We start from the raw sequence: 7,961 nt of genomic DNA, 5'->3' as shown, positions 1-7,961 counted from the left end.
ATGATGAATTCAGGAGATTGCTTATAGAGAATGGTGTTGAGTTTAATGAAAGATACCTGCTTTAATCTGCTTCATTCAACCCCGCAGGCGGGGTTGCCTCGCTCATATATGCCTTTTACCCTGAGTTGGCACTCAGGGCTATTCACACCTGCCTGCCGCAGGCTGGTTATAGCCCTTCAGGCTTTTCCAGTGCCTCAAAATATTAATTAGCCCATAAGTGGCTTTACATTTGCCGCATGAACTTAATTGAACGCGACAGGAAATATATATGGCACCCGTTTACTCCACAAAAAAACATGAGCGCACCGGTTGCCATCACAAAAGCAAAAGACAGTTATTTATTTGATGAAAATGGCAACGCTTATATAGATGCCATCAGCAGTTGGTGGGTAAATATTCATGGCCATGCCAATGAATATATAGCCCAAAAGATGTATGAGCAGGCTTTGCAGCTCGAGCATATCATCTTTGCCGGCTTCACACATGAGCCAGCCGTTAAGCTTGCGGAAAGATTATTGAAAATATTGCCTGGAGATTTTACTAAAATATTTTATAGCGATGATGGATCTACTTCTACTGAAGTGGCTATAAAAATGGCTGTTCAGTATTGGTGGAACGTGCGGTCAACGGTCAACGGTCAACAGTCAACCGCCAAAAATAAATTGCTTGCTTTTAAAAACAGTTACCACGGTGATACATTCGGCGCTATGAGCGTAAGCGACCGGAGTGTTTTTACACTGGCCTTTCACGATATTTTGCTCGATGTAATTTTTATAGATACACCGGACGAAAATAATATCAGTTCCATAAAAGAAGAAATAGCAAAACACGAAAATTCCATTGCAGCATTTATTTATGAACCGTTGGTGCAGGGCGCCGGCGGCATTAAAATGTATGATGCAGCCCTGCTTGATGAGCTGCTTTATTTTATTCAGCAGAAAAATATTATTTGCATTGCAGATGAAGTAATGACGGGTTTTGGCAGAACAGGTAAAATGTTTGCGGGCGAATACCTGCAAACAAAACCTGATATTATTTGTTTGAGCAAGGGCATAACCGGCGGTGTTATGGCGCTGGGCGTTACCGCCTGCTCTGAAAAGATTTACCATGCCTATATAACGGATGATGCGCGCAAAACTTTTTTTCACGGGCATTCGTTTACGGCAAACCCATTGGCCTGTACGGCGGCCAATGCAAGCCTTGACCTGTTTGAAAAAAATAATGTATTGGCACAAATAGAAAATATCAGTGCGCAAAACATGGCGTTTGCAGCACAATTGAAACAATTGAATGGCATTAAAAACGTACGCACACTCGGTACCATTCTTGCATTTGAAATGTTGCAGGGAGATGATATTTACCTGAATAATATCAGCCAGGTTATTACAGCAAAGGCTTTGGAGAAAGGGGTATATATCCGTCCGCTTGGCAATACGGTTTATATAATGCCGCCTTATTGTATTACGAATGAAGCGCTGGAAAAAGTGTATGCCGTGCTTACAGAAATTTTATAACTTACATGAGTTTGGAATAACCCAGGCCTGCAGGCCTGGGATTAAAAAACGTTCTATAAAAAGGCTTTAGCCTAAGTATCCGCAGATTCACTTTGGCTAAAGCCAGTTAAAAGCTGGCTTATTCATCCCAATGCTAAAGCATTGGGTTAATTAAAATTGTTATCCTGAACTTATGTATTATACCGGCAGTTAATTAGCCCTTTCACAAACCCGTTTCAGTTTGGCAAGGCTTACTTCCATAGACGGGCCAAAAACTTTATCATGCAGCATAGCGCTTAACCTTTCCCATGGATACCATGCAAGCTGCTGTTGAAAACTCCAGTTAATTAATGTGACGCCGTTTGGGTTATTGCGTAATTCGAGATAACTCAATTGTTTGCCGCCACTGCTACCTTTCCAGAAAGTAGTTATATGTTTTGGATTGGCAGAAATTATGGTAATAGTAAAGGAACCAAGCACAACCGTAGCATCTTTATCCGTTGATGACGGCGTGAGTTGTTTAAAATAAGCCGTGTCGGCGCCATTGATCCAGTATTTCCAGTGGGCAATATTATTGGTGTAATAATGAATGGTATCAGCAGGCGCATGTATTTCAACAGAGCGAAAAACAGTTACGGAAGAAGGCATTAATAATCCTATGAGCGTAAGCAGTATAAATAAGATTAAAAGGCCTCCAAAAGCAATTTTTATATAACGCATACAAGAGTAAAGCTGCAAAAGTAGCAGCGAATGTTTTGTATTGGCTGCTTAAATAAACGATAAAATTAATCATGCGGTTTTGAAGATTCCGGCCACAGACGCTGCACCAGAAAACTAATCAATAATACAGCAACAGCGCCCACTGCATTCAGCCAGAGAAAGCCCAGGCCGATAATGTTATTGCTATCGAGTATAAATAAAATAACGACAATTATTTCCGATACAACTGAAGACCAGAATACAGCCGTGCCGCTGATTTTTTTGCAGTAAAATGCCACGAGAAAAATACCGAGCATCACACCGTAAAACAAGGAGCCAAGCACATTCACCGCTTCAATCAGACTGCCCATGCGGTTGGCAAATTCAGCAATAATAATACAGAAAATGCCCCACGCAAAAGTGAGCCATTTAGAAATGCGGTAGCGCTTTTCATCTTCATAGTCCGATCTTTCCGGGTGCTGGTGATGCTTTTTTAAGCGCATGTAAAAATCAATCATGGTGCAGCTTGCCAGCGAGTTTAAAGCAGCAGCGATTGAGCCCCACGAAGCAAGAAAAATAATGGCTATTAACAAACCCACAAGGCCTTTAGGCAGATTATCAATTACAAAACGAAGGAAAATATAATTGGTATCGTTCGTGTCTGCACCCGGATCAGCTTCTGATAAAACCGTTTTATAATGGCTGCGTAATTCATTAGCCTCCGTATTCAGTTCCTGCAATTGCAGTTTTAAATTGGCGGCGGTTGTTTCATCTTTTTTATTTAATGCTTCAGCATACCCTGTTGCCGTATTTTTTTGCCGGGTATTCACATCATTAAACGCTGATGAGATAGCCCTGAGCGAATCATTATAAGGGGCTCTATAAATCTTTGTTTCCACCGTTTTATTAAAAAAAACCGGCGATGGCTGAAACTGATAAAACACAAACAATAATGCGCCCAACAATAAAATCAAAAATTGCATCGGCACTTTTACCAGGCCGTTCATTAATAAGCTCAGCTTGCTTTGCGCATTATCTTTAGCGGTAAGATATCTTCCCACCTGGCTATGATCGGTACCGAAATAACTAAGCGATAGAAAGAAGCCGCCTATGATGCCGCTAATGATATTATACTTGTCTTTCCAAACAAAACCACTGCCTTCAACACCGGTTGTTATTACATTAAGTTTTCCCGAAGCGCCGCTTATTTTCAAGGCATCCGTAAAACCTATATGCTGCGGCAGCAGGTGAACAATATAATAGCCGGCAATGCATATAGCTGTTATAATAATTATTAATTGCAGTTGCTGGGTATAGGCAACAGCTTTGGCGCCGCCGCTTACGGTGTAAATGATAAGAATGCCGCCCATTAAAATATTGGTGTAAAAAATATTCCAGCCAAATAATGAAGACAGGATAATAGAAGGCGCATATACACTTATGCCTGTTGAAAAACCACGTGAAAGTAAAAATAATGCGGCCGTAAAAGTCCTTGTTTTTAAATCGAACCGCTGCTCTAAAAATTCATACGGCGTAAATACTTTCAGTTTTGAGAAGACCGGTACAAACGTTATGCATAATACTACCATTGCTATAGGCAGCCCGAAATAATATTGTACAAAACGCATCCCGTCAGTGAAAGCCTGCCCGGGCGCAGAAAGAAAAGTAATGGCGCTCGCCTGCGTGCCCATAATACTGAGCAGCACAAGCCACCAGGGCATGCTGCGGTTGTTTAAAAAATAACCTTCGAGATTACGGCTGGTACGGCTTTTATACAAGCCATATACCACAATCAGCAGCAGGGTAGCCGTTAGTACTATCCAGTCGGTGCCGCTCATGAAAAATAGTGTGTAAACCAGGTAAAGAAAATAATAAGCAATACCAACACTGCTATTACCAAAATATACCAGGAACGCCAGCTTTTAAATAGTGGTATGTGAGGTTTTGTTTGCATGCGGTTAAATTACGGGGAAATATAAAAGAAGGGATATTTTTTATGTAACCGGCAACCGTACTTCGTGGCATCATAGTTGTGTCACTCCCCTGTACTGCATATTTTCATGGCAGCAGGCATCTTATAAAAATGCAACGCTTAATAAAACGTATTTATTGTGCAGGTTGCTTTCCGCTTCTTTTCAAAGCTTCACTGGCAAAATTCATCAGCACATCAGAAGGCAGGTAACCTGCAGTTATTAAAACAGGCTTGCCGGTGGTATCTGCAACTATTAATGTGGGGTACCCTTCAATGGCATATTTTTCTGCGAGGCCCGGCCCCACTCCTTTTTCACCGTCAACAGATACATTTACAAAATTCTTATTGAAAAATTCACCTACTTTGGCATCTGTAAAAGTGTATTGCTTCAGCATTTTGCAGGGCCCGCACCAGGTAGCATAAATATCAAGAAATACAAGCTTGTTTTGATCCCGTGCCGTTTTCAGCGCCTTATCCCAGTCTTGTTCAATAAATTGTATGCCTGCATCTTTTTTACCGGTTGCTGTTTCGTTTGCAGCCGTGTTTTTTAAGCTGCCGGCGTTTACAGCAGGCAACATATAACCTGCCAGGGATGTGCAGAAAACAACGGGGAAAATATAAGGCAATACTGATCTCATTCCATGATAAAGTTCAACGAAATAAAACTTATTTTTTTAGAATAAAAAGCTAATTCGTTTCCGGGTCTTCCTTCTGCTTTTTAAAATTGGGTATCATTATATGGAATGTAGTGCCCATGCCATAGGCTGATGCAACCGAGATATCACCGCCTATTCTTGACAGCGCTTCCTTCACTATGTACAGGCCTATGCCAAGCCCGTTTACGTGCGTGGTGCTGCGGAAAAACATTTTGAAGATATTGTTTAAATGTTCTTCCACTATGCCAATGCCATTGTCTGCAATTTCTACCTGGGCTTTATATTCATCCACCTTAACTGTTACTTCCACTTTCGGAGAATTTGAATTTGGATTGGAATATTTAACGGCATTGGAAAGCAGGTTGTCCATAATGATGGAAACGCGGAAGGGATCGTTGAAGAATACCATCTGCTGATCCACATTAAGCACAAATTCAACTGATGGTTTTTGCATGCGGCATATAGCAATTGTTTCTGCAAGCATGCTTTCAAAATCTATTGAACTATGCTCATCCTCCACCCTTATGCTTTTATAGTATTCTATAATTTTCTGTATGAACGCATCCATCTTGTTCACGCAGGTTTCTATCATGCCCAGGTAATTATTGGGATCGGTAACAGAATTTTCCATGCGGGCAAGATTGATAATGCCCATAGCAGATGCCAGTGGCGAACGCAGGTCGTGCGAGGTGCTGTAAACAAACCGGTTTAGTTCATCATTCGTTTTCTGAAGTTCATTTACCTTTCTTTTTAATTGCAGCCTGGTAGTATATAATTCAAATGCATTTTGCACGGCATTCTGCAATTCAAATTCATCCCACGGCTTTTTTATGTAACGAAATATTTCGCCTTCGTTAATAGCATTAATAATGGCTTCGGCATCTGTATAACCGGTGAGCAGAATACGAACAGGATCGGGAAAGGCTTTGCGAACAACGTGGAAAAATTCCACGCCGGTTGATTGCGGCATGCGCTGATCGCATATAATTACATGAATGTCTTTTTCATCGTTTAAAATACCTATACCTTCCGCAGCGGAAGAAGCAATAAAAATCTTGTATTTGCGCCGAAAGCCGGCCTGGAACGCAAGCAGGTTATTTAGTTCATCGTCAATATATAATACCCTGATTTTTTTATCTTCTGCAAACATAATATGGCTTTTCACAATTTTTAGGGTTAATCATCACCTTTATACTTATGGGGTAAAGTTATTATAAATTCGGCTCCCTGTCCCGGCGAAGATTTAATATTTATTTTACCGAGGTGCTTTTGAATTATCTTAAATACAATCGCCATTCCCAGCCCTGTGCCTTCACCCACATCTTTGGTTGTGAAAAACGGCTCAAAAATGCGGTGTTTTGTTTCTTCATCCATACCTATTCCCGAATCTTTTATGGAGATTTCAATACAGCCGTCATCCGTATCCGTTGTTTTAATAATTATAGATTCATCCTCTTTAACAGGCTTAGGTTTTATGGCCTGGATGCCATTGGTAATAATATTCATAAACACCTGGTTCAACTTCCCCGGGAAACATTCTATTACACCCTCGGCATTAAACTCCTTAACCACTTTTACGTAGTATGGGATAGTATTTTTAAGCAGTACAATGGTAGATAAAATGCCATCATGAACATTTACTGTTTTTAAAGAGGCTTCATCAATCCGGCTGAAGGTGCGAAGGCCCCGCACAATTTCGGCGGTACGTTCTGCGCCTTCTTCAATGCCGGCGATAAGATTGTCTATTTCACCCTGCACATAGTTAATATCAATTTCATCTTTTAAATTTTGAATTTTATCAAGCTCCTGCTTAAAGTTGCCGGTATCTTTTAATACATGCAACTCATCATAAGCATGTAATACTTCAAGCAGGTCTTTCACGTCAAGCCGCAGCGGGTTTATATTGGATTTCACAAAATTGATGGGATTATTTATTTCATGCGCTATCCCTGCCGTAAGCTGGCCCAGCGATGCCATTTTTTCTGCTTCCACCAATTGCGTTTGCGCGTCTTTAAGATTATTGAGCGCCTCATTAAGATGGTGGTTTGCATTTTGCAATTCCACCGTTCTATTCAAAACTCTTTCTTCCAGGATAATATTTTGTTCGTTTACCAGGCGCTCGTTCTTACGGGCCTGTTCCAGTGCTTCTGCATGTGACAGGTCTTTTTCTTTTTTAAGTATATTGATGCGATCGGCTAATGCAATTGACAGCAAAGTAACTTCAACCGAAGATCCAATATACAGAGCTAAGGATGTAAAATTATTGTAGGGAAGAATATTGATATTCCGGAGTACAAGTATTACTACCGAAATTAAAAAAGCGCTCCAGGCAATAAGGTAAAAAAGTGCAGATTTGTGACCCTGCTTAACTATGTATATGGATATTAATAAAATCAACATCCCATTGAACAAGCTATTATAGTTTAAAATAGAATAACTTAAGCTATAATATTTGAATAGTGACAATATTAATCCGGCAAGATATACAACAAAAATAAAAAGCAATAATGGATATGTTTTTTTGGCAAAATGCCTGATTCTCAAAAATGAAATGGAAAATGCAAATGCAGAAATTCCTGAGAAATAAGATGTCCATAATACAGCATACTCATTCCATCCAGTCCTGTTTGGCCACAAGTAATAATATCCGTAACCTGAAGCTGCTAATTGGGCTGTAATCAAACAAAAGATAAATATTATGTAGAGCAGGTAGTTTATATCCTTTGTAGAAAGATATAAAAAAAGATTATAAAAAAAAATGATAGCCAATAAGCCGAAATAGAAACCGATAGAAAGGTTTTCAATGGAACTGGTTGTTATTAAAGCCGGGCTGGTGCTAATATAAATAGGCAGTATGATTGGATGAATGCTGCTTACCTGCAAAACATAAGTTTTCACTTTGTTTTTGGTGGCATTCATTTTAAATATAATGTTAGGATTGCCAGGTTTAAACGTTTTGACCGGAACACTGTTTCCTTCTTTGCCGAGCAATTGCAAATTATTCGAGTCAAGATCGTAAAGCAGTACACTTGAGATATTGGTATAGGATATTTTTAAATAGAGGTCAGAAGATGTTTTATTTATAATACTAAATTTAGCCCACACATTTTTTACATTTTCAGAAAAAACAGGTGTTCCTTT

The 7,961-nt window shown here is 39.8% G+C and carries 6 protein-coding genes; 1 reads left to right on the top strand and 5 read right to left on the bottom strand.

Going from position 1 to position 7,961, the window contains the following annotated elements:
• Nucleotides 1-236 precede the first annotated feature (236 nt).
• Complete coding sequence (gene bioA, locus QM629_RS19300) at nucleotides 237-1,514, top strand: adenosylmethionine--8-amino-7-oxononanoate transaminase (RefSeq protein ID WP_415161545.1); 1,278 nt, start codon at nucleotides 237-239, stop codon at nucleotides 1,512-1,514.
• 189 nt (nucleotides 1,515-1,703) lie between these two features.
• Here bioA and QM629_RS19295 read toward each other — a convergent pair whose 3' ends face one another.
• The 5 genes from QM629_RS19295 to QM629_RS19275 all read right to left on the bottom strand — a co-directional run.
• Nucleotides 1,704-2,213, bottom strand: a complete 510-nt coding sequence (locus QM629_RS19295; protein ID WP_415161544.1) for an SRPBCC family protein — start codon at nucleotides 2,211-2,213, stop codon at nucleotides 1,704-1,706.
• A gap of 65 nt (nucleotides 2,214-2,278) precedes the next feature.
• A complete protein-coding gene (locus QM629_RS19290) occupies nucleotides 2,279-4,030 on the bottom strand; it encodes a sodium:solute symporter (RefSeq protein ID WP_415161543.1) in 1,752 nt (583 codons plus the stop codon).
• Nucleotides 4,031-4,298: 268 nt separating this feature from the next.
• Nucleotides 4,299-4,802, bottom strand: a complete 504-nt coding sequence (locus tag QM629_RS19285) for a thioredoxin family protein (RefSeq protein WP_415161542.1) — start codon at nucleotides 4,800-4,802, stop codon at nucleotides 4,299-4,301.
• A 49-nt stretch (nucleotides 4,803-4,851) separates the two neighbouring features.
• Nucleotides 4,852-5,985 (bottom strand): hybrid sensor histidine kinase/response regulator, encoded by a 1,134-nt coding sequence (locus tag QM629_RS19280; RefSeq protein ID WP_415161541.1) that lies wholly within the window; start codon nucleotides 5,983-5,985, stop codon nucleotides 4,852-4,854.
• An 11-nt stretch (nucleotides 5,986-5,996) separates the two neighbouring features.
• Nucleotides 5,997-7,961, bottom strand: a 1,965-nt coding sequence (locus tag QM629_RS19275) for a 7TM diverse intracellular signaling domain-containing protein (protein WP_415161540.1), incomplete at its 5' end; no start/stop codon positions are given.

The organism is Parafilimonas sp. (assembly GCF_047606085.1).
GTDB lineage: Bacteria > Bacteroidota > Bacteroidia > Chitinophagales > Chitinophagaceae > Parafilimonas.
The sequence above is the reverse complement of the archived record's forward strand: the minus strand, read 5'-3'. Positions and strand labels throughout refer to the sequence as shown.

Bases quoted from the DNA above. Each gene is read 5' to 3' on its own strand.
- QM629_RS19290 (WP_415161543.1), bottom strand. From the start codon at position 4,030: ATGAGCGGCACCGACTGGATAGTACTAACGGCTACCCTGCTGCTGATT.
- QM629_RS19295 (WP_415161544.1), bottom strand. From the start codon at position 2,213: ATGCGTTATATAAAAATTGCTTTTGGAGGCCTTTTAATCTTATTTATA.
- bioA (WP_415161545.1), top strand. From the start codon at position 237: ATGAACTTAATTGAACGCGACAGGAAATATATATGGCACCCGTTTACT.
- QM629_RS19285 (WP_415161542.1), bottom strand. From the start codon at position 4,802: ATGAGATCAGTATTGCCTTATATTTTCCCCGTTGTTTTCTGCACATCC.